The sequence below is a fragment of the Streptomyces sp. NBC_00237 genome (genome assembly GCF_026342435.1).
Lineage (GTDB): Bacteria > Actinomycetota > Actinomycetes > Streptomycetales > Streptomycetaceae > Streptomyces.
Map to the genome: position 1 here is coordinate 19,532 of NZ_JAPEMT010000004.1, position 20,816 is coordinate 40,347.

At 70.3% G+C, this 20,816-nt stretch carries 16 protein-coding genes and 1 pseudogene; 6 read left to right on the top strand and 11 right to left on the bottom strand.

The window, feature by feature from the left end:
- Nucleotides 1-59 precede the first annotated feature (59 nt).
- Nucleotides 60-1,652, bottom strand: coding sequence for an MFS transporter (locus tag OG897_RS32585; protein WP_266662592.1), 1,593 nt, complete (start codon nt 1,650-1,652; stop codon nt 60-62).
- 167 nt (nt 1,653-1,819) lie between these two features.
- A complete protein-coding gene (locus OG897_RS32590; RefSeq protein WP_266662594.1) occupies nt 1,820-2,293 on the bottom strand; it encodes a MarR family winged helix-turn-helix transcriptional regulator in 474 nt (157 codons plus the stop codon).
- Between the two features lie 601 nt (nt 2,294-2,894).
- Here OG897_RS32590 and OG897_RS32595 point away from each other — a divergent pair.
- Nucleotides 2,895-3,695, top strand: coding sequence for a hypothetical protein (locus OG897_RS32595; RefSeq protein ID WP_266662596.1), 801 nt, complete (start codon nt 2,895-2,897; stop codon nt 3,693-3,695).
- A gap of 141 nt (nt 3,696-3,836) precedes the next feature.
- Here OG897_RS32595 and OG897_RS32600 read toward each other — a convergent pair.
- Together OG897_RS32600 and OG897_RS32605 are read right to left on the bottom strand one after the other, a co-directional pair.
- Nucleotides 3,837-4,079: pseudogene (locus OG897_RS32600) on the bottom strand (IS5/IS1182 family transposase); the annotation flags it as partial.
- A 6-nt stretch (nt 4,080-4,085) separates the two neighbouring features.
- Complete coding sequence (locus OG897_RS32605) at nt 4,086-6,995, bottom strand: hypothetical protein (protein WP_266662598.1); 2,910 nt, start codon at nt 6,993-6,995, stop codon at nt 4,086-4,088.
- Nucleotides 6,996-7,137: 142 nt separating this feature from the next.
- Between OG897_RS32605 and OG897_RS32610 the strand changes: the two genes are divergently transcribed.
- Together OG897_RS32610 and OG897_RS32615 are read left to right on the top strand one after the other, a co-directional pair.
- On the top strand, nt 7,138-7,449 hold the full coding sequence (locus OG897_RS32610) for a hypothetical protein (RefSeq protein ID WP_266662600.1): 312 nt from the start codon (nt 7,138-7,140) through the stop codon (nt 7,447-7,449).
- A 79-nt stretch (nt 7,450-7,528) separates the two neighbouring features.
- Nucleotides 7,529-7,912 carry a peptidase inhibitor family I36 protein gene (locus OG897_RS32615; RefSeq protein WP_266662602.1) on the top strand — a complete coding sequence of 128 codons (384 nt, stop codon included), beginning with the start codon at nt 7,529-7,531 and terminating at the stop codon, nt 7,910-7,912.
- 103 nt (nt 7,913-8,015) lie between these two features.
- Here OG897_RS32615 and OG897_RS32620 read toward each other — a convergent pair whose 3' ends face one another.
- The 3 genes from OG897_RS32620 to OG897_RS32630 all read right to left on the bottom strand — a co-directional run bounded on the left by OG897_RS32620 (nt 8,016) and on the right by OG897_RS32630 (nt 10,795).
- Nucleotides 8,016-8,414 carry a hypothetical protein gene (locus OG897_RS32620; protein WP_266662604.1) on the bottom strand — a complete coding sequence of 133 codons (399 nt, stop codon included), beginning with the start codon at nt 8,412-8,414 and terminating at the stop codon, nt 8,016-8,018.
- 584 nt (nt 8,415-8,998) lie between these two features.
- Nucleotides 8,999-9,421, bottom strand: a complete 423-nt coding sequence (locus OG897_RS32625) for a hypothetical protein (RefSeq protein ID WP_266662605.1) — start codon at nt 9,419-9,421, stop codon at nt 8,999-9,001.
- Between the two features lie 441 nt (nt 9,422-9,862).
- Entirely contained in the window at nt 9,863-10,795 is a 933-nt protein-coding gene (locus OG897_RS32630; protein ID WP_266662607.1) for a ribosome-inactivating family protein, read from the bottom strand.
- A 281-nt stretch (nt 10,796-11,076) separates the two neighbouring features.
- Here OG897_RS32630 and OG897_RS32635 point away from each other — a divergent pair, with 281 nt between their 5' ends.
- Nucleotides 11,077-13,320, top strand: coding sequence for a helix-turn-helix domain-containing protein (locus OG897_RS32635; protein ID WP_266662609.1), 2,244 nt, complete (start codon nt 11,077-11,079; stop codon nt 13,318-13,320).
- 240 nt (nt 13,321-13,560) lie between these two features.
- Nucleotides 13,561-14,037 carry a hypothetical protein gene (locus OG897_RS32640; RefSeq protein ID WP_266662611.1) on the top strand — a complete coding sequence of 159 codons (477 nt, stop codon included), beginning with the start codon at nt 13,561-13,563 and terminating at the stop codon, nt 14,035-14,037.
- 37 nt (nt 14,038-14,074) lie between these two features.
- On the opposite strand, the gene OG897_RS32645 is transcribed toward OG897_RS32640, so the two are convergent.
- The gene (locus OG897_RS32645) at nt 14,075-15,169 is read right to left on the bottom strand and encodes an alpha/beta fold hydrolase (RefSeq protein WP_266662613.1); all 1,095 of its coding nucleotides are present in this window, start codon (nt 15,167-15,169) and stop codon (nt 14,075-14,077) included.
- A gap of 109 nt (nt 15,170-15,278) precedes the next feature.
- Between OG897_RS32645 and OG897_RS32650 the strand changes: the two genes are divergently transcribed.
- Entirely contained in the window at nt 15,279-16,013 is a 735-nt protein-coding gene (locus OG897_RS32650) for a TetR/AcrR family transcriptional regulator (protein ID WP_266662615.1), read from the top strand.
- Nucleotides 16,014-16,376: 363 nt separating this feature from the next.
- Here the strand turns inward: OG897_RS32650 and OG897_RS32655 are convergent, their stop codons facing one another.
- The 3 genes from OG897_RS32655 to aroB form a co-directional block, all read right to left on the bottom strand.
- Nucleotides 16,377-17,594 carry an MFS transporter gene (locus tag OG897_RS32655; protein WP_266662617.1) on the bottom strand — a complete coding sequence of 406 codons (1,218 nt, stop codon included), beginning with the start codon at nt 17,592-17,594 and terminating at the stop codon, nt 16,377-16,379.
- A gap of 277 nt (nt 17,595-17,871) precedes the next feature.
- Nucleotides 17,872-19,341: a GMC family oxidoreductase gene (locus tag OG897_RS32660; protein ID WP_266662619.1), complete on the bottom strand. Its 1,470-nt coding sequence runs from the start codon at nt 19,339-19,341 to the stop codon at nt 17,872-17,874.
- 33 nt (nt 19,342-19,374) lie between these two features.
- A complete protein-coding gene (gene aroB / locus OG897_RS32665) occupies nt 19,375-20,484 on the bottom strand; it encodes a 3-dehydroquinate synthase (protein ID WP_266662621.1) in 1,110 nt (369 codons plus the stop codon).
- Between the last annotated feature and the right edge of the window lie 332 nt (nt 20,485-20,816).

Consider the following 20,816-nt stretch of genomic DNA (forward strand, 5'->3'; position numbering starts at 1 on the left):
CGAGACGACCTCACAGCCAGAGGGCTTTGGCCGCCCCGCCCCGCCGGGTCCGTCCGCCCTCAGTGACGCGCTGCCCCGGGAGCGCGCCGTACGGTGAGCGCGGCCACCGCGGCACCGACGACGCACAGGGCCCCGGCGACCAGCGCGGCGGTGTGCACGCCGTTCATGAACGCCTGGTGGCTGCCCTCCACGACGGCGGCCCTGAACTGCGCGGACATGTCACCGGAGACCGGGGCGATGCCCATGGCCACAGCATCCTTCGCCTCGTGCAACTCCGCGGCCGCGGCCGTCGGCACTCCGGCGGCGGTCAGCTCGCCGGTCAGGGTGGAGCCGACCCGGCTGCTGATGAGCGAGACGAGGACAGAGGTGCCCAGGGCGCCGCCGACCTGCAAAGCGGTCGCCTGGAGTCCGCCTGCCACCCCGCCGTCCTTGACCGGGGCGTTCCCGACGATGGCGTCGGACGAGGACGCCATCACCATGCCCACGCCGAGGCCCAGCGCGATGAACGGCGGCCACATCATGGCGTACGAGGACTCCGGGCTCCAGCCGAGCAAGGTGAAACAGGCGACTGCCTGCAACGCCATGCCGAGCGGCATCGTCAGCCGGGGCCCGAACCTGTCGGTGAGCGCCGCGCCCAGCGGGGACGCCACGACCGACGCCAGGCTGAGCGGCAGGGTGCGCACGCCCGCTTCGACGGGAGTGAAGCCGCGGACGTTCTGGAGGTAGATCATGGTGAAGAAGATGACGCCGAGCAGCACGAAGAAATTGAGTGCGGTGACGAACGTGCCGACGGTCAGAGCCGTGTTGCGGAACAGCCGCATGGGCAGCAGCGGGGAGGCCACGCGGGTCTCCACGTATCCGAAGACCAGCAGGAGCACCACACCGGCGGCGATCGAACTCAGCGTGCCCGCCGAAGTCCAGCCCCAGGTCTCGCCTTTGACGACGCCGAAGACGACGGCGAGCAGACCGAGGGCCAGCAGGACGACTCCGGCGACGTCGAACTTCTCCTTCGCGGAGGAGGTGTTCTTGCTCTGCGGCAGAACCACGGCGCTGAAGACCAGCGCGAGGACGCCGATGGGAGCGTTGATGTAGAAGACGGACTCCCAGTTGACGTGCTCGACGAGCAGACCGCCGACGATGGGCCCCAGGGCGGTGGAGACCGAGGACACCATGGCCCAGATGCCGACCGCCATGCCGAACTTCTTCGGCGGGAAGACGGCACGCAGCATGCCGAGCGTGTTGGGCATCAACAGGGCGCCGAAGAAGCCCTGGAGGGCGCGGAAGGCGATGACGCCCTCGATGGAACCTGCAAGCCCGATGGCGACGGACGCCACGGTGAACCCGGCGACGCCGACCAGGTAGAAGGTGCGGCGGCCGAACCTGTCACCCAGCTTGCCGCCGAGGATCAGGGCGCCGGCCAGGGCCAGCAGATAGGAGTTGGTGACCCACTGGAGGTCGGAGGTTGAGGCGCCCAGGTCCTCGCCGATCGCCGGGTTGGCGATCGCTACGACCGAGCCGTCAAGTCCGACCATGAACAGGCCGAAGGCGACGGCGGCGAGCGTCAGCCACGGATTGGCCCGGACACCGCCGAGGCGGCCGGCGGGCGGCGAATGAGGCGTGGGGGCATGCGGATTGATGGTGCCGACGGGCATGAGAGGGCCATTCCTTCGTGCAGCGCAGAGAGCGCGGAGAACGTGGACGGCATCGGCCGTCCACCAAGAGGGGGAACGCACGGTCCGGGACACGGTCGACCGGATCAAGTGCGCGGGAACCCGACCCCGCGGCACGCCACCGGGCCCGTGCGGGCCCGGTGGCGCGGTTATTCGGCGGGGTGGTGAAGGTGGAGAGTGAGGGCTTCCAGCGCGCCCAGGGCGGAGCCGAGAGCGCCCCATTCCCCGTCGGTCATGGTCGCCAGCGCCTGGGTGACGTAGGCGCACATCAGGCGGTCGGCCTCGGCGACCCGCTGCTGGGCCGTCGCGGTGACGTACAGGCGCGCGACGCGCTTGTCGGAGGGGTCCTGCCGGCGTTCGAGCAGTCCGCGCTCGGTCAGCTGCGAGACCAGTGCGCTGACGTTGTTCGGCTTCATCAGCAGCGCCTTGGCCGTCTCGCGGACGGTGACGCCCTCGTTGGCCTGGACGTGCCGGAGCAGCGCGAGCTGCCCCTCGGGCGGCTTGGGGTGCGGGAAGTCCTGGCCGACGCGCCGGTCGAGAGCGCGGGACAGCGCGGGCAGGCACGCCACGAGACCTGCGGCCACGTGGTCGATGTCCTGTGCGGACGCGCTGTGCGGGGGCATGACAGCAGGATAGGTATCGCCAGATACCTATGTCAAAATACCTTTCTACGTCGCGGTCGTCCGCCCCGGCAGCCCGCGCATCGCCACCCGCTGCTCCGCATCGCTACCCGCCACCCGCTTACCCGCCGCCCGCCACCTCACCGGCGACGGCGGAACCGAGGCATGACGAAGCCCCCGCAAGACCGGCTCTGTACGTCAATGCCGACGAGTCGGCTTGCCTGGGCGTTGCTGAATCTCTGCTGCACGAGGGGAGGAAGTTCGACGCGCCGACCTTCGCGGCCACGCCCCGCTTCGCCGCTATCCCGGGGGCCTTCGTCGCCGACCTGCGCACCGGGCGCTTCCGGCCCGGCGGCCGTTGTGTCTGTGACGGGAGGTGCTCTGGGGGTTCGATGGAGAGGCAGGTCCAGGATTCCCTGGCCGACCCCGTTCTCTCTGGTCAGGCGGCCCGCCCGTGCTGGTGGCGGTAGGGCCGACCGGACCAAAAGGTCCGCCCGTTCGAAGGCAGAGGAACGTTCTTGCTGTTCGGGGCCGCATGCGGCGCGGGAGAGGAACGAGGCCCCCCGCTCCGGGGTTTCCCCATATCCAGTGAAGGTGTCCCTCCGTGGTTCTCGTCATCGTCGTCGCTGTGCTGGCCCTCCTGGCGGGTCTGGCCGCCAACCGCTTCCTGCGCCCCAGACTCCTGAGCGAGGACGACGACACCGGCATGGCCGTGAAGGACCTGGTCGGCCCACTCCTGACACTGACCGTGCTGCTGCTGGCCTTCGTGCTGGTCACGGCCAACGGCTCGTACGGAAAGGCCGAGGTCGCCGCACGCAGTGAGGCCCGGGCCGTCGACCAGCTCGTCGAAACCGCCGAATACGCGCCCGCGGCACAGAGGGCCAGGATCCAGGCCGACGCCGTGTGCTACGCCCGCGCCGTCCGCGCCCAGGAATGGCCCGCCATGGCCGACGGCAACGGTTCCCCGGCACCGAGCGTCTGGTCCACCGACCTGCGCCGCGTATTCCGCGAGGTGGAGGGCAAACCCGTCTTCGGCATGCTGGTCTCCGCCGACAGCAAGCGCTCGGAGGAACGCGAGGAGCGCCTCACCCAGGCCACCGCCAGCATCCCCACCGCGATCTTCTGGTTCCTGCTCGCGACCCTCGTCATCACCGTCATGGCCCTCGCCACCTGCATCCCCCGCCGCAAGAACCGCGGACAGCTCATCACCCTCACCGTCATCACCACGCTCCTCACCACCACCCTGTGCATCATCCGCGACGTCGACCGGCCCTTCGGGGGCATCATCGACGTCAAACCCACCGCCATCACAGAGGTGGAACGCCAGGCCGACCGCGACTTCCTCTCCCACCACACAGCAGCCGACTTCCCCTGCGACCAGCAGGGCAACCGCACCGCGACCTGAACCCGCACCGCACACCGCGCCGGTGGAAGCAGAGTGCGGCGGCGGGGTGACGCGCTCGTTCGGACGCACAATGCGTGCTCTCCACCGACAGCGGCGCCGTGCCGGAAAGCACTGTGGGCCGCTAGGAGTTGTCGTCAGATGTCACGCCCACATCAGTAGGGATGCCAGGGCGATGGCGGCTTGCTGGGACTCGGCGGCGTTGTCGTAGCGGGTCGCGATGCCGCGCCGTTGCCTGAGACGGTTGGAGCTGCGTTCCACGACGTTGCGCCGTTTGCAGAGCTGCTTGTCGAAGGCGGGCGGGCGTCCGCCCCGGCTGCCGCGCCTGAGCCGGTTGCGGACCTGGTCGGCACGCTCAGGGATCGTGTGGCCGATGCCCCGCCGACGCCGCCCTCATTCCGGGGCCGTGCAGGGCGGTCCGTAGTCCACGTCGGGGAAGTAGCGGTCCCACTGCGCACGGGTGAGGGCGGTGGGTTGTCGGGCGCAGACCTGGGAGACGGCGTCCTCCGGGTCGGTCGGCCAGAGACGGGCGTCGCTGTCCTCGCTGCCCGTGAGCAGGGTCCTTCCGTCTGGAGACAGCGCCACGTCGTTGAGGGCGCCTCCCGGGCCGCTGAGTACTCCTGCGGCCCGGGGGCGGCGCGGGTCGGTGATGTCCCAGAGCCGGGCGACGCCGTCGTAACCCCCCGAGGCCAGGAACCGGCCGTCCCCGCTGAGCGCCACGGAGATCACCACTTCGGTGTGGCCGGTGAGCACGGACAGTGCGGCCGGGCTCCGGGGCCGGGTGACGTCCCAGAGACGTACGGTGTGATCGTCGCTGCCGGACACCAGGGTGTGACCATCGGGGGCGAAGGCCAGGGACGTGACGAAGTGGCGATGGCCGGTGAGGACCGACAACCTGGCAGGAGTACGAGGCCGGGTCACGTCCCACAGTTGTACCGTGCGGTCGTCGCCCCCGGTCGCCAAGTACCTTCCGTCGCGGCTGAATGCGACGGCCTTGACGTTGAGGCGGTGCCCGGTCAGTACGGCCCTTGCCACGGGCCGGGAGCGCGTGGTGAGGTCCCACAGCCGAACGGTGTGGTCGTAGCTGCCGGTGGCCAGGGTCCGCCCGTCGGGACTGAAAGCGACAGCGAAGACCACGCCGGTGTGCCCGGTGAGAGTGGTGGCCAGAGCGGGGCGCCGACGGTCGGACACGTCCCACAGCTGCACCCTGTGGCCGAAACCGCCCACGGCCAGGGTGTGGCCGTCCGGAGCGAACGCCACGGACGCCACCGGACCGGTGCCCGTCGCCTCTCCCGTCCTCACCGGCGGACCGGCTTCGGGTACGTCCCACAGCCGTACGGTGTCACCGCCCGTCGCCAGCCCCCGCCCCGCCGGGTCGAACGCGACCGCGGAGACGTTGCGATTGCGGCCCGGGAGCGCCGTGGCGGCCGCGCCGAGCAGGCCGTCGCGGGCCTCCGCGGTGGGCGAGAGACGGTAGGCCGCCGCCATCAGCTGGGTGTGCAGCGCGGGTTGGGTGTCGCGCAGCGGCTCCGCCTCGGCCACCACGTTGCGGGAGAGGACGTCGTTGCGCTGCTGGGTGACCTCCCGCTGGACGTGCAGGGCGTACGCAGCCGCACAGGTGGCGAGGAGAGTCACGGCGGTCAGCAGGGCGACCAGCCGGCGCAGCCGTCGGGTGTGCAGGGCGGTCTGCCGTTTCCTGTTCTCCTCGGCCGACGCGCTGGCGTCGAGGAAGGCCCGTTCGCGGGCGCTGAGAACGCTGCGGTGCGACGGTTCGTCGAGGAACTCCCTGGCCATCGCGAGGCGCGCACCGCGGTAGAGGGCGTCCTGGTCCTCGTCCAGGGAGTCCCAGAGCAGTGTCGCCTCGGTGAGCCTGCGGTGGCGGCGGAGGCTTTCGCGGTCCTCGGTCAGCCACTGGTGCAGCCGTGGCCAGCACCGGATCAGCGCCTCGTGTGTGATCTCCACATGGAGGTCGTCGAGGGTGAGCAGCCGGGCGTGGGCGGCTTGCTCCAGGACGGCGGCGGCATCACCGCCGTGGTCGAATTCGTCGCGGGGCAGGCGTCTCTTGGTGTCCTCGGTGCCTTCGCCCAGTGCGGTCAGACGCAGGAACAGCTGGCGGGCCAGTTGCTGCTCGCCCGGGGTGAGTGAGGCGTAGAAGGACTCCGCGGTCCGTGCGAGGGCGCCTTCCACCCCGCCTGCGGCCTGGTGTCCGGCGAGTGTGAGCGCGTTGCCCCGGCGCCGGTGCCAGGTCTCCAGCAGGGCGTGCGAGAGCAGCGGGAGCACTCCGGGCCTGCCGTGGCACTCGGCGATGAGCGACGCCATGAGGGGGCCCTCGACGCTCAGCCCCGCGCGCACGGCGGGCTGGACGATGGCCTGGCGCAGCTGCTCCCCGGTCATGGGGCCGAGGGTGATCTGGCTGTCGGCCAGTGCGGCGACCAGTTCCGCGTAGTGCGTGCAGTGCGCGTAGAAGTCGGCGCGTACGCCGAGTACGACGCGGCACCGGCTGTTGGGGGTCTGTGTCGCAGTGCAGAGCGCGGTGATGAAGGAGTGCCGCTCCTTCTCGCTCCGGCACAGGGTGAAGACCTCCTCGAACTGATCGACGACGAGGACCGCCTCGGCCGTGGCGGGCCGCCCGGCGAGCAGCTGCCGTACGAGCCGGTGCAGGTTCGCCGGATCGTCCGTCAGCTCGGCGTGCAGTGTCCCGGCGGTGGTCCCGAGCTGCCCCGCCAGCGCGACCGCGCACTCTTCGAGAGGGTGCGGCCCCGGAGTGAGGAGCACGACGGCCCCCTGCTCCGCCTCCGCCTCCGCGTGCAGCCGGGGCAACAGCCCGGCTCTCAGCAGGGAGGACTTGCCCGAACCCGAAGCTCCGAAGACCGCCACGAACCGTCGCCTCGACAGGCTGCCGACCAGGGAGCTCGTCACCTGCTCACGGCCGAAGAACCGCTCGCTGTCCTCGGGTTGGAACGCGGCGAGTCCCGGGTACGGCGCGCGGGAGGCGCTGCCGTCGGCGCGGTCACTCTCCACCGGAGCGGCGCCCGCGGCGAGTTCGGCGGCGGTGCTGTGCCACAGCCGCTCCCACTCCTCCACGTCGCCGTCGCAGGCGCGGACGTAGGCGAGGGCGACAGGGAGCGAGGGCAGACCGCGGCCCGCCGCGGCGTTGGACAGCGTGGTGACGGAGTAGTGGGAGCGCTGCGACAGCACCCGGTAGGTGGGGCTGCCCGCCTTCTGCCGCAGCCGTCGCAGGGCCGCCGCCCACCTCAGCTCCGGGCTGTTCCCGTCCTCCAACGGCCGTTCGCTGCGTGGCACCGTCGCCCCTCTCCGCCTGCGCCTTCTCTCCCGTGATTGTTTCTCATCCGTTTGTTCCGTGCCTTGCTTCCGATGCCGGACAACGCAGTCTGGCTAATTTGCCGAGGGTCAGCTCGACGTCGAACTCATGGGAGGAACAGCGATGTTCCGGAAACTCTCGACCACCGCGGCCGTACTGGGGCTCGCACTCGCGGGCCCGCTGATGCTGCCGGGCCAGGCTCAGGCGTCCCCGCGCGCGGCAGCGGCACCCGCCGAGATCTGCGGGTACAACGACAACCTCGGCGGGCAAGCCGTGTGGATCAACTGCGGAAACTTCAACCACCTGATCGAGACGTGGGCGCTGGGCGCGAGCCAGAGCTTCCAGTGCGTCGCCGCCCATTCCCGGTACTACTTGGGGCCGACCTGGTTCATCAGCAGCTCCAAGTACGCGGGCGGGGTGGGCTGCAAGCCGTAACGCCGTCGTCGCCCGCAGACCCACTCTTTGCTGAACCACCCTCTTCGCTGAACCAGCGCTGAACCTTCGGAGGAAACGCATGCGCAAGCTCTTCGCGACGCTTGGCTCTGCCGCCGCCCTCGTCCTGACACTGGCGACGACTTCGGCCCAAGCGGCGGAGGCAGCCCCGGCGGCAGGCTATGACCGCTGCCCCGCGGGGTCCTTCTGCATTTTCGACGGGGCCAACGGGACCGGCACCATCGCCTGGTTCCGTACCGGCTCGCCCGACCTGCGGGGCCAGTCGATGGACAACCGGACCTCGTCGTACTGGAACCGCACCAATGACGCGTTCGCTCTGTACGACGGATACAACTACGGCGGAAGCTGCTGGTCGGTCTTCACCCACGAACCGTCCAACCTGGAGGGGCGCTACCCCCAGTGGAACAACCGCTTCAGTTCTCTCACCAAGAGCGCCTGCGGCTGAGCCCTCTCCCGCTGACGCGCGGGCGGTCCCGCCCCCATGCCGGTGAGGCAGCGGATCGACAGGGCAACAGCCTCTTATCGGCGTACACAAAAAGGCTGCCAGGTCAGGGGATCAGAACGCAATGGTTCTCGATGACCCTGCCACTGCGGTCCAATCCGCCGCAGACGGCCAGACGCCCGGTCCCCGGCTTCCCGAGTTCGAGGTTGACTACGAACCGGTGGAGGTCGTCGTTCGGCTTCTGATTCCTGTAGCTGCCCGCGAAAGCCCGCAGCGTTCCCGGAAATCCGTCCCTGGTCCAGACGGTGATGTCCTGGACGTAGCGGGTGCCCTGGTAGGCAGTTGCCACACAGATGTACTTGCCACACGTGGACTTCACCGCGGCGCTCGCCGGTGCCGCGGTGACCAGCCCTGCGGCCAGGATCCCGGCGAGACCTGCCGCTGTTACCGCCAGGCGTCGCCGAACCGTTGACGCCGTCCGGACTTCCTGAGATGCGTGGATCATGAGTTCCCTCTTTGATCGGCTGCACTGAATGGGCGTATAACCCATCGAAAATACCACGATAATTCACAGCAAAAGGTGTATCTCTGTACACAGAACGGCAGTTGAGACTCACGCATCGAGAGGCGTGCTCGCGGGGGCCTCGGCCTGCGAGCTCCGCGCGCACCGCTTCCTCCCGGGCCTGCGCGGCACGGCGTACGGCGTCGGCGCTCTCGGCTCCGGCGCCTTCGTCTCGCGTGCCCTCCGCTTCGGCAGCGGCAGGTTGCTCCGCAGCCGTACTCGCCCTTTCCGCCGCTTCCTTCTCCATACCGGCGGCTTCCGCCGCGAGGACGGCTGCCTCCCTGCGGCCCTCCGCCTCGGCTTCTTCCTCACCGGCGGCGCAGTGTTTCACCTTCCGCGTTGCGCAGTGCGCAGGGCGGTCTCCGCAGCGAGGTGTGCGGCCTGAGCAGCCGTCTTTGCGTGCCCCGTCGTCGACGTCTTGGCCACCCGGGCCTCGACTTCGGCCGTGGTGAGAGGTCGCCCGACCGACCCGGAAGACTCGAACTCGCGGTCACCAAGATCGATAGAACGACCGCTAGTGAGCGCCCTCAGCGCACGAAGTCCGTTACCGTGCCGTGGTTGTCGGGAGAGGTCAGGCCCCAGAGGATCAGCACCACGACGATAGCCAGCAGGATCAGCCCCGGCACGTTCTCGGGCCCCCAGCTGACGGGCTGCCGGACCGGTGGGCCGGGTGTGGCGTCGTCGCGTGCAGAGTCGGAGTCGGCGCGCTGCCAGGGCGCGACCTCGGCCTCACCCCTGGCGATGCGCGCGGCCACGTGACGTATGTCGGCCGCGTGGTAGGTCGGCTCGCGGGTCAGGTCCGGGGAGGGCGCAGCCGAGGTACGGACGCTGTTGGCCCGCGCCACGGCCCTGATGCTGCTCGGCCTGATCTGCGGCCAGATCTCGCGGACTTCGGCCTTCGTCAGCCAGCCTGCCCCGTCCTCAAGGCCCTGCTCGTCCGCTGGCCTCATTCGAAGTCCGCCCCCCTCGCTCGCCGATCACCCCCGGCTTGATACCCAGACCACCGAAAGATCACCCGGCCGGGCAGTCACCCGCGGACTCACGCCCACCGTGATCGGTGGAGAAGCGACCTCTGACGTACGGAACCCAGCGCGAAGAGTGTGAGCTGCTTGGCGCCGCCGCAGGGCTCGACCACCTGATCCAGGTGATCCGACGCGGACTGAGACAGGTCCAGTACCGGCCCGATCTCATCAACGGCTGCTTCGCCCAGACCGGTCTCATCCTTTCCTGTCTGCTGACAAGGCGGAAGGCCGCCTCGACTTCTGTCGTCGAGGCGGCCTTCCGTCGAGGCGGCCTTCCGCTTTGCTTCGATCCAGCCCTGAACACCCGGCGACGTCACACCTGTCAGCGGCGCCCGGAACCGAACGCCAGCGAAGGTAACGAAGGTTTCGTCAGAACTGGGAGCCCAGCGCGACCGCCAGGCCGAGGGCCGGCACACGGCGGCCGTTGCCGAGTTCGATGTCGGTGCTGTTGCGGTACACCCGGCCGTCGATCGTGACGGGTTCAGCGGGACGGTTGCGGAGGTTGGCCGACAGTATCGCGGAGAGCCTGCTCCATCTGGTTTCGAGTTCCAGGCCAAAACGGCCGAGAGTGTCCTGCCTGCCGTTCTCATCCATGTCGTAGCCGGTCCGGATCGTGTTGCCGATGCGGTTGTGGATCCACCGGAAGCGAGCTGCCTCGGAAACCGCCGCGACAACCGAGGTGAGTGCCCGACCGGCTGCGAGTGCAGGCGGGGTGTTCTGCCCCGGAGCGCGTTCGGGCATGTTGGCCAGGTGGTTGATGTCGCCGCGAAGCCCCAGGAAGGAGTCGTTCATCCGCCACTCGTCCCTGGAGAAACTGTTGTAGTTCTCCCCGAACGGAAGCGACTGGAAGTGGCGCGGCTCAAGGCGGTTGCCGGGGAACACGGCGTTGTAGGCGGCGCGGACCGGCGCCGAGTCCAGGTCGCGGAACATGTACCTGCCCTGAGGAGTGAAGTAACCCACCACGTACAGGTTGCTCGCCTCGACGATCAGGGAGAGGCGGTGGCTGTTGGTCTCCGTGTGGTCGATCAGCGCGACCTCGACGTAGTAGCCCGTCTGCCGGGTGGTGGCACTGTGCGGGAAGTTGGGGTGCACCGCGTGGCTGACGGTACGACGCAGGCTCTCCAGCATGGAGTCGTAGGCGTTGCCGGCCGAGAAGCTGCTGGTGCCCGGCCGCAGATTGGTGATGTCCCAGTCGATGCGGGTCCAACGTCTTTCCGGGTCGGCGTGCGCCTTCGGGGACAGCCCTTGGGTCAGGCCGAGAGCGGCCAGCAGAGCCAGGGTGAGGATCAGTACGCGGCTCATGAGCCTACGAGCGGACAGGGAAAGCCTCATGCGGAAGGTACTCCTGGGGAAAACGAGCGGGGAGTCGTGCGACGGAGATCTCCCGCGAGTGCGGGGGTCCGTGCACAGGGCGACGGACCGGGGGCGGTGGAGCTGGCTCTCCGTCCGAAGCACCTTCAGTCAAACGGAGGGGAACGGGGCGGCCCAGGCAGTTTCACCGGCAGAAGTAATGTCTTTGTCATACTTCTGCCGGATGGTTCCGGTGTTCTGCCGGACCACACGGATCAGGGGATATGTCGAGAATGAGCACCGGTACACCGGCCACCGGCGGGTTCGGTGAGCACCTGCACGGTCTACGGACGAGAGCCGGGCTCAGCCAGGAGGACCTGGCACACGCGGCGGGAGTGAGCGTTCGGGCCCTGTCGGACCTGGAGCGCGGGCGCGCCCGGGGACCACAGCGCCGTACCGTGGAGGCCCTGGCCACCGCGTTGAAGCTCGACGCCACCGGTGCCCGGGAGCTGGAACGGGTCGCGAGCCTGGGCCGTCCCCGCCCGGCCCGGCAGGCGGACGCCCCGCCGCCTGCCGCCGCACCGGACGCCGCGGTACGCAGGCCCGACGCCGCGGCACCCAGGTGCACGCCCGATCTGCTGCCGCGTGCCCCGCGCGGCTTTCACGGCCGGACGGCGGAGCTCGCCGCTCTGTCCCGGGCCACTGCGGGCGAGGCGCCCGTCTGCCTGGTCATCGGGCCTGCCGGGGTCGGGAAGACAGCCCTCGTCCTGCACTGGGCCCACCACAATCCTGCCGGACTCACCGGCGGACGCCTCTACGCCGACCTGCGCGGCTTCAGCGACACCGGCGAGGTGGCCGCCATCGAAGTGCTGCGCGAGTTCCTGCTGGTCCTCGACGTGCCCCACGGCCGGATACCGGAGTCCGAGAACGGCGCGTCCGCACTGTTCCGGTCGCTGGCCGCCGACCGCCAGCTCCTCGTCGTACTCGACAACGCACGCGACTCCGAACAGGTCCGGCCCCTCCTGCCCGGCGGAGACCGCTGCGTCACGGTCGTCACCAGCAGACACCGCCTCCCCGGACTGATCATCACCGACGCCGCACGGCCCGTCGCCGTCGACGTCCTCACACCCCAGGACGCCACCACGCTCCTGGCCCGGATCCTCGGCACCGACCGGGTGCACGCCGAGCCCGCCGCCGCGCTCCGGCTCGGCGAGCTGTGCGGCGGGCTGCCACTGGCCCTCGGGGTGACCGCCGCCCGCCTGGCCGGGCGGCCCGACTGGACCCTGGCCGAAATGGCCGCCGAGCTGTCGGACGAGACACGCCGGCTGAGCCTGCTGGACCTGGAGGACACCGGCGTCAGGGCCGCACTGCGCCTGACCGTACGACAGCTGCCCGCACACGTCTCCCCTCTGTTCGCCGCCCTCGGCCGCCACCCCGGCACGCACGTCGACCGCTACGCGGCCGCCGCCCTGGCGAGCACGGACCCCACGGCCGCCGATGCGGCCCTGGAGCGTCTGGCCGTCGCGCACCTGCTCACCGAGACCACACCCGGCCGGTGGACGATGCACGACCTCGTGCGGCTCTACGCGCGTGGCCTGGACGCCCACCCGGACACGCTCAAGCGCGTGCTCGACTACTACATCACCGCCGCCACCGGTGCCGTCGCGGCGGCTGAACCCGGCTCGGAGGACTGCTTCCCGCTGCTGGCGGACTTCTCGCCGCCCTCCGCCGTACGCGAGTTCGCCGACCGGTCCGCCGCCGTGGCCTGGTACTCCGCCGAACGCAACACCCTCGTACGGGCGGTCGCCGCGGCGCACGCCGCCGCGCTGCACGGCAGGACGTGGCGGATCGTCATGACGATGTGGCCGCTGATCGTGTGGCGCGTGCGGGACGGCTGGGTGCCGCTCCTGGAGACCGCCCTCGCGGCGGCACGTACCGACGCCGACCCGCACGGCGAAGCACGGGTGCTCAACGTCCTCGGCTGGGTCCTGACCGAGGAAGGACGCACCCCGGAGGCGCTCGTCCATCTGGAAGCGGCCACCGCGCTCGCCGCCGAAGCCGCTGACGCGTTCGCCGAGGCCAACGCCCTGATCGTGCTGGCCATGGCTCAAGCCGCCCTCGGCGGCCTGGACGACGCCGCGAAGAGCTGCGAACGCGCGGCCGAGCTGGCACGCGCGAGCAACGACCGGAGGATCGAACGCCTCGCCATGCAGCACCTCGCCCGCCACCAAGCCGACGCCGGACACTGGCGCCAGGCCCTCACCACCGCGACCCACGCCCTGGCCTTCAACTACCGGCCGGACACCACCGACATCCCCCACATCCTGCTCCTCACCATCAAGGGGGAAGCACTGCTGGGACTCGGCAACCGCGCGGAGGGCATCGCTCAACTCGACCTCGCAGCCCGCGAAGCGGAATCCGCGGGCTACGACGACGGAGCGGTACGAGCCCTCGGCGCGCTCCTGCGGGCAACACCGAACGCGACAGTCCAAGCACGCTACGACACGGCACTCACACGACTCACCACACGAAGCTAAGGCGGTGTCCTCTGTGGTTCTCGCCGTTCGGTCGGTCCGGTCGGACCGGCGGGGCCGACAGCTCCTGCGTCGCCTTTCGCGTCGGCTGCCCCTGCGGGACCAACGGCTCCGGTGTCGTTCTTGTCGCCTCCGGGTCTGCGGCACCCACAGCGCCGACAGCACCCGCGTCGCCCTGAGGGCCGTCGGCTCCCGTGTCACCCTGCGGACCAATTGGCTCTCGCACCAGGCAAGATGAGCGACATGACCGATGTGGGGAACACGGGCTTCATACTGCCGAGGGGCGCGACGGGCTTCTTCGCGCCGAAGGACGGCCCTCTTCCGGCAACCGACCTGCGTGCGTTCCGGGCCGCTTTGTATGCCGCTGCCCGAGTCGCCGAAGGCCAAGTGGGGGAGATCGAGGGCCAGGAGTCTCCTCTGTCCTTCCATACCGCGTCAGTCGTCCATCGCACTGGTGAGAGCGTCATCCTGTGTCACGCCCATCACCCCTGGATTGCCTTCGCACAAGAGCGCCGGAACTGGTACGCAGAGGAGTTTCTCTCCCCTCCGCCGTGGGCCTCTCCCTTCGCCGAAGCAGGCTTCGTGGTGCTGAGTAGCGAACAGCTCGCCACGTCCCTCTCCGACCTGGACACCTCGGTGCTTTCCAAGAACGAGTGGCGCCACATTCGCTCCTACGGCGTCACCACGTTGGGCGGACTGCTCTTCAACGCGTGGGACTGACGATCAAAGGCGGTGCTCATGGAGTGGCCGAACCTGCTCAGTTGGCTGCTGCAGCAGCTGACTCGTCGGTGACAACCACCGGCCGTACGTGAGCCAGCAGCAGTTCGAGGAACCGCTCCGGCCGACGGAACGCCGCGAAGTGGCTGCAGTCGTCGATCAGTGCGAAGTCCTTGGCCGGGGCCTGGACGTCGTCGAAGAAGCGGCGGGCGAGGTCGGGCGACGTCAGGACGTCCTTCTCGCCCTGGAAGAGGAAGAACGGGATCTCGAATGCGGTGCCGTCCTCCCAGTCGTCGAAGCCTGACGTGCCTGCGGTGACCTGTTCCGAGAAGCTCATGCCCTTGACGAAGTGCCCCAGCTCGCGCAGCGAGTGCAGCGGCGAGAGCCACAGGGACCCCATGACGACCTTCTTCATCGTGTCCAGGGTCAGCGGATCGCTGGTCGCCAGCAGCTTGGCGTGCATGGCGCGCTCGCGGGGGGTCCAGCGGTGCTTGTCGGCGTCCAGGGCCTCCACCGCCGCGAGTTCCTTGTGCTTTCCGGTCGCCCGCAGTCGGGCAAGGAGTGCCTGGTGTACGGAGTTGTCGCGGCCGGAGTCGTGGATGTTCTGGTCGGTGCCGACGTACGCGGAGTAGCGCTCGGGGAACGCGCGGGCGAGCCGCAGGCCGAAGGCGCTGCCGTAGGAGTGGCCGAGCAGGACGACCTTGTCGACGCCGAGGCGGGTGCGGATGTGGTCGGTGACCTCGATCGCGTCCGCGTAGATCCGGTCGAAGGTCATCTCTCCCTGGCCGTCGGCGCCGTTGCGGCCAAGGGTCTTGAGGGTGCCGCGCATGTCCCAGCGGACGATCGTGAAGTGCTTCTCCCAGGATCTGGTGCGCGGCCCGAAGATCGCGGTCGAGCCGCCGGGCCCGCCGTGCAGCTCAAGGACGACCGGGTTGGCCAGGTCCTCGCCGCGGACAGAGATCCACTGGTCGATGCCGCCGATGCGGACGAAGCCTCGCTCGTCGATGCCGTTCGGGCTGTCGATCTTCATGAGGGAGGCGTTGCGGGAGCGCTTCAGGGCGCGGTGGCCGAGGATTCCGGCCGTCGGCGCGGCGAGGAATGCGGCGGCGGAGGTGGCGACGATGGCGGCGATCATGACGACTCCCTGAGATCCGTGTTCACGAACTGTGTATGCCGTAAGCAGTTGGCTATACGATATAAACAGTAAGTGTGAGGCGTCAACAGGTAACGGTGAGGGATTCAGGATGAGCGCGAAGGAGCCCCGGAAGGCGACGGGGAAACAGGGCGGCGCGCAAGCGAGCTTCACGCTGTTGTGGGGCGAGAAGGGGCAGCCGAGCCGCGGCCCGAAGCCCTCGCTGACCGCAGACCGGATCGCCGAGGTGGCGATCGGGATCGCCGACAAGGAGGGCCTGGACGCGGTCTCGATGGCGCGGGTCGCCAAGGGAATCGACGTCACCGCGATGGCGCTCTACCGGTACGTCCCCGGTAAGACGGAACTCGTCGACCTGATGGTCGACCTCGCGATCGGCCCACCGGTCCCCGTCGCTCACCTCCCCGGCGGCTGGCGCCCGCAGTTGACCGAGTGGGCGCGCCAGTGCTCGGCCGTGTACCGCCGCCACCCGTGGATCCTGACGGCCACCGGCATGCGTCGCCAGATCATGGGCCCCCATCAACTCGGCTGGCTGGACACCGCGCTGGCCGTGCTGGCCGGAACCGGCCTGTCGGCCCCGCAGCGGCATGACACGTTCCTGCTGCTCGTGGGCCACATCCGCAACATCGCCCAGCAGACCGTCGAACACGACGAAGCGGCGAACGAGGAGTGGGCCCACCTCACGGCCGACGTCCTGAAGCAGCACGCGGACCGCTTCCCCGCGCTCACGTCGGCGGTCGCAGAGGGTGCCTTCCTGCCACAAGACGGGGACCCGCTGGACTTCGGCATGGAGCGGATCATGGACGGCGTGGCGGCCCTGCTCGCCTAACCGGAACAGAACGGCGCTCGCGCGTCGCGGCGCGCGGCTGGGAGCGAAGCCGCGGGGCAGCGAACCGGCGCACCCGGCCGTGCGCGTCACCCGGCGCCACACTGTATGCCCTCGGCGGGCAGAGCACGGCGGGCAACGGTGCGCGGTCGCTTCCGGGCTGCCCCGGGCGTACGGAGCACGCCCGGTGCAGCCCGGGCTGTGGTGGAGCCGCCGTTCTCAGCCTGGCTGTCGACGTCCACCGGCGCTGAGCGATGCATTGTATGCGGTGTATGCGGTGTATGCGGTGTATGCGGTGTATGCGGTGTATGCGGTGTATACGGTGACGGAGAGTCGGGTGCTGCCGTCAGCGGGCCGGTGGGGGCCTCACCGGGAAGAGGGCTCGGTGGTGCTCGGGACGTCGTGAACGGCCTGCTCCTCGCGGCGGCGGGCGGCGTTCGCGGCGAGAACGACCGGCACGATCAGCATGGCGACCATGCCGACGAAACCGATGGCGAGCGACAGGGTCGTCCACTGCGCCACACCGCCGATCATGGGAGGTCCGAGAAGGAAGCCCGTGTACGCGATGCCCGTGACGAACCCGATCTCTCGTTCACCGCCGGTGCCGTCGCCGCGTCGGCCGACCTCGCCGGCGAGGTCGAGGACGACCGGAAACACCAGCGCGACCCCGGTGCCCGCCAGCACGTAACCGAGGGGGGTGAACCAGGCGTCCGGCACGCTCGCCGTCGTCAGCAGGCCCACTCCAGTGATCATCGACCCGGCGGCCAGGATCCTGACCGCGCCGAAGCGGCGTTGGATCCGTTCGCCGAACAGCCGGACCATCGCCATCGAGAGGCAGAAGACGGAGAACATGGCGGCGCCGCCCGCCTCGGACATGCCGCGCTCGCGGACCGCGAACAACGCCGCCCAGTCGTAGTTGGAGCCCTCGACGATGGCGGCGAGGAACGCGACGCCTCCGAGCAGCCACAGGACCGGGCGACGCAGCATGCCCCGGCCGAGTCCGCCCTGGCCGCCCCGCCCGTCGGTGTCGGCGGTCGGCTGCTCCCGTGGCACGTACCGGATGACGCCGGCGGTGACGGCCAGCGAGGCGGCGGCGACCGTGGCGAAGTACGGGAACAGATCGACACCTCGGCCGGAGGCGAACGCGGCACCGAGCGAGCTGGCCAGCGCCCCGAAGCTGAACCCGGCGTGAAAGAGCGGCATCATCGGCCGCTTCACGCGACGGACGACGGTCACTGCGGCGACGTTCATCGACACGTCGAACAGCCCGAAGGACGCGCCGAGCAGCACCAGAACGAGACCGAGTTGCAGGGGTGACCCGACGGCCGCCAGGACGGGCAGCACGCAGGCCGCCAAGAGGGCCGACACGAACACGATGGCCGGGGCGCCCCAGCGGGCACACAATCGCCCCGCGACCGTCGCCGCCATGGCCAGGCCGAGGTTGGCGCCCAGCAGTGAGAGGCCGAGCGCCCCGGGGCTCGCGCCGATCTGCTCGGCGATCGCCGGCATGCGCGGCGCCCACGAACCGGCGATGACGCCGTTGAGCACGAAGACGATGAACACGGAGACCCGCCCCGAACGCACCTGGTGACCTTTCCCTGAACGCTGTCGGCCCGCGCCACTGGGGGGCGGGCATGGATGGTGGCGCTCCCGGCACGCCGACGCCCCGTCCGCCGGGACGGTGACCCGCTGGGTGCGCCCACAGCCGTATGGGTGGGCCGCGCCCTCGCCCCGGGCCCGGGCGTGCCCGGGGCATCTCCCGAACCCGAACCCGGCCACGGCTGCGGCTGCGGCTGCGGCTGCGGCTGCGGCTGCGGCGTCGCACTCTGCCACGGCCGCGGCGGCAAGGTCGCCCCGTACCTCACCGGATCGACTCCGCCAGCCGCGCCGCGACCGCGACCGTGGTCAGGTGCGTGTTGGCCCGGGGGATGACCGGCATCAGCGAGGCGTCCCCCACGTACACGTTGGACAGACCGTGCACCCGCCCGTCCGCGCCCGCCACAGCAGCGGGGTCGTCGGCCGGCCCCATCGCGCAGGTGCCGACCGGATGCCAGTACCCGCCCGCCGCTTCGCCGATCGCCTCACGGTGGGCCGGTGTCCACGGAGCGAGCGTGGCCAACTCGCTCACCGGGGCCGTCTCGGCCACCTTGTGGGCCAGTTCGACGCCGTCCAGGGCCACCCGCCGGTCGTGGCCCTCCGGGTCGGTGAAGTAGCCGGGATCGATGACGGGCGCGGCGAGCGGATCCAGTGAGCGTGCCCGCACGACGCCCCTGGAGCGGGGCCTCAGCACGAACACGTACAGGTTGGCCGCCAACGGGCCGACGTAGCGGCCGAGTTCGTCCTCGCCCGCACCGGCGGTCGGCACGATGTGCAGGTCCCAGTAGTCGTCGGCAGCCATGCCGGACCTGGCCTTGATCACCGCTTGGGCCATGTACACGTCGCGCACCGGCATGTCGAGTGCGTCGGTCGGGGTCAGCGGCAGGTGGACCTTGGGATGGTCGATCAGGTTCTCGCCCACCCCGGCCAGCGGCAACGCGACCGGTGCGCCCAGGCCGCGCAGCACCGGCTCCGGTCCGATGCCGCTGCGCATCAGCAGCGGCGGGTTGCCGTAGGCGCCCCCGGCGAGCACCACCGTGTCCGCCATGACGGTCTCGGTGCGGCCGTCCCGCACGATCTCCACCCCGGTGGCGCGCTCACCCCGCATCACCAGTCGTACGGCCGGGGCCTCGGCCACCACCCGCAGATTCGGCCGGTTCCTGGCCGGGTCGAGGTAGGCGAACGCGGCGTTCCACCGGATGTGGCCGACCGCGTTGAGCGGCACCCACCCGACGCCCTCCTTCGCGTCGTCGCCGTTGACGTCCGCCAGCGGTGGCAGGCCGATCTGTGCGGCTCCCGCCACCACCGCCCGGGGCCAGGGACCCCGGTCCGCCTCCGGAACGTCACGCACCCGCAGGCGGCGCACGGCCTCGCTGAGATACGGGGCGAGCGTGGCGTGGTCCCACACACCGCCGGAGTACGCACGCCAGGCGTCGTGGTCGGGCGGGGCGCCGACCGTGGTCCAGCAGGCGTTGCTGACCGAGGAACCGCCGATCACGCGGCCCCGCGCACAGTACGGCGGCTCGTCGGGATCCCAGTCGTGGCTGCGCGCGGGAGAGCGGCAGTCCAGCAGATCGGCGGGCCACCGGCTCTCCCCGTAGGGCCCGTAGTCCGGACCGGCCTCCAGCAACAGCACCGAGCGGCGGTCGTCCTCGCTGAGCCGGGCGGCCAGCGCGCAGCCGGCGGCGCCGCCCCCGACGACGACGACGTCGGCCCGCAGTCCCTGTGAGGGCATCGCCATCTCCTTCCGCCTCCTTCCGAGGTCGGCTCAGCCGGTGCGCAGCCACGGCCTGTCGGCCTCGGCCGTGATCGCGGCACGGATCTCCCGGTCGGTGACGTCGTCGGCGATCACCGTCTCGCCGAGGGCGACCGGCAGGACGAAGCGCAGCCCGCCGTCGCGGATCTTCCGGATCTGCCGCAGCGCGCCCACGGTGTCCGGCACGTCGATGCGCACGGGCAGGTCGTCGAGTACGACGGGCAGTCCCACCGCCGTCAGCAGGTCGGTGAGCCGCGTCCTGGTCCGCCCGTCCAGCAGTCCCCGCCGCTCGGCGATGCGCGCGGCGCACGCCATGCCGAACGCGACCGCCTCACCGTGCAGGACGGGGCCGTACCCGGTGACCGTCTCCACGGCGTGTCCGACGGTGTGCCCGAAGTTCAGTGGCCGCCGAAGGTCCCGCTCGTACGGGTCCCTGGCCACCAGGCGGCACTTGACGGCGGTCGCGCCGTGCACGAGGAAGGCCGTGGTCTCCGGGTCGACGGCCAGGATGTCGTCGTAACGACGCTCGATGAACTCGAACAGCTCGGGTGCGGCGATGACGCCCTTCTTGATCACTTCGGCGAGTCCGGCACGGAGCTGTCGGGCATCGAGCGTCCGCAGGTAGCCGACGTTGGAGACGACGCCCTTCGGCTGGTAGAAGGCGCCCACGAGGTTCTTCGCGGTGGGATGGTCGACCGCGACCTTGCCGCCGAGCGCCGCGTCCACGTGAGCGAGGAGTGTGGTCGGCACGTTGATGTACGGGACGCCGCGCATGTACGCGCTGGCCACCCAGCCCACGGTGTCGATGACCACGCCTCCGCCGACGGCCAGCACGATGTCGCGCCGGGCCAGCGAGGTGCCGGCCAGCCAGTCCAGCAACGAGGTGGCCGTCGCCAGACTCTTGTTGGCCTCGCCGGCGGGGAACGCGGTGGTGGCGACGTCGAGACCGCCCTCGGCGAGTGTGTCCGCCAGGCGGCTGGCGTGCAGCCCTGCCACGGTCCGGTCGGTGATCAGAGCCACCCGTCGGCCGTCTATCTCCTCGCGGAGCCGTGCCACCGCGGTCCGCTCGTCCCGGCAGACGGACACCGTGTACCCGTCGTGCCGGTCGGCGGTCGCTGTCACCTCCCCTTCCGGGGAGCGGGGTAACGGAAGCCGGTCGCGTAACCGGATCTGGCTGGTCGCCCGTCCGGTTTCCGAGGATCCCGAGCCTGTCCTGGGTGGAGAAATGAGGTCTGTGTTGATTTCCATGGGGAGCGAATAGCCACTCGCCCGAGAGGAAAACAGCCCGGATGCTGTTCGGCTCTTTCCTTTCGGCGAAGCTGATCACCGTGCGGTCCGCCCCCGATCGGGGGCCGGGCGCGAGTCGGAGGGGAGTCCGGTCGCGTCCGCGCAGGTAAGCGTCGTCGTCCGGCCACGGGAGGTGGGTGCGGCGTCTCCCCAGGACGCCTCACGTG

Bases quoted from the DNA above. Each gene is read 5' to 3' on its own strand.
- OG897_RS32585 (WP_266662592.1), bottom strand. From the start codon at position 1,652: ATGCCCGTCGGCACCATCAATCCGCATGCCCCCACGCCTCATTCGCCG.
- OG897_RS32590 (WP_266662594.1), bottom strand. From the start codon at position 2,293: ATGCCCCCGCACAGCGCGTCCGCACAGGACATCGACCACGTGGCCGCA.
- OG897_RS32610 (WP_266662600.1), top strand. From the start codon at position 7,138: ATGTTCCGGAAACTCTCGACCACCGCGGCCGTACTGGGGCTCGCACTC.
- OG897_RS32615 (WP_266662602.1), top strand. From the start codon at position 7,529: ATGCGCAAGCTCTTCGCGACGCTTGGCTCTGCCGCCGCCCTCGTCCTG.
- OG897_RS32620 (WP_266662604.1), bottom strand. From the start codon at position 8,414: ATGATCCACGCATCTCAGGAAGTCCGGACGGCGTCAACGGTTCGGCGA.
- OG897_RS32625 (WP_266662605.1), bottom strand. From the start codon at position 9,421: ATGAGGCCAGCGGACGAGCAGGGCCTTGAGGACGGGGCAGGCTGGCTG.
- OG897_RS32630 (WP_266662607.1), bottom strand. From the start codon at position 10,795: ATGAGCCGCGTACTGATCCTCACCCTGGCTCTGCTGGCCGCTCTCGGC.
- OG897_RS32635 (WP_266662609.1), top strand. From the start codon at position 11,077: ATGAGCACCGGTACACCGGCCACCGGCGGGTTCGGTGAGCACCTGCAC.
- OG897_RS32640 (WP_266662611.1), top strand. From the start codon at position 13,561: ATGACCGATGTGGGGAACACGGGCTTCATACTGCCGAGGGGCGCGACG.
- OG897_RS32645 (WP_266662613.1), bottom strand. From the start codon at position 15,169: ATGATCGCCGCCATCGTCGCCACCTCCGCCGCCGCATTCCTCGCCGCG.
- OG897_RS32650 (WP_266662615.1), top strand. From the start codon at position 15,279: ATGAGCGCGAAGGAGCCCCGGAAGGCGACGGGGAAACAGGGCGGCGCG.
- OG897_RS32660 (WP_266662619.1), bottom strand. From the start codon at position 19,341: ATGCCCTCACAGGGACTGCGGGCCGACGTCGTCGTCGTCGGGGGCGGC.